Source organism: Halomonas marinisediminis, assembly GCF_004347715.1.
In the GTDB taxonomy this organism is placed as follows: Bacteria; Pseudomonadota; Gammaproteobacteria; order Pseudomonadales; family Halomonadaceae; genus Halomonas; species Halomonas icarae.
In genome coordinates this window covers 1-285 of record NZ_SLTR01000337.1, presented here as the reverse complement: position 1 = coordinate 285, position 285 = coordinate 1, and the positions used below count along the sequence as shown (strand labels likewise).

Here is a 285-nt window from a genome sequence, read left to right as displayed (position 1 = left end):
GCCCGAAGCGCTGGCGGAAGATCTTTCGTCCACTGTTGCCGAAAAGCTCGCCGCTGCCGTCAGGGAGCGGGGGGACGCCACCATCGCCGTCTCCGGAGGACGCACACCGGCGCTCTTTTTCGATCATCTGTCGCGACGCGACATCCCCTGGGACAAGGTCACAGTCACCCTCGTGGACGAACGCTTCGTTCCAGCGGATTCGCCGCGTTCCAATGCCCGGCTGGTCGCCCAGCATCTTTTGCAGAACAAGGCCGCTCGCGCCGCCTTTGTCGGCCTCTACCATGA

General features: G+C 64.2%; 1 protein-coding gene. It reads left to right on the top strand.

What is annotated here, in order from left to right; translation table 11 throughout:
* Positions 1–285, top strand: a 285-nt coding sequence (locus tag E0702_RS16910) for a 6-phosphogluconolactonase (RefSeq protein WP_205742027.1), incomplete at both ends; no start/stop codon positions are given.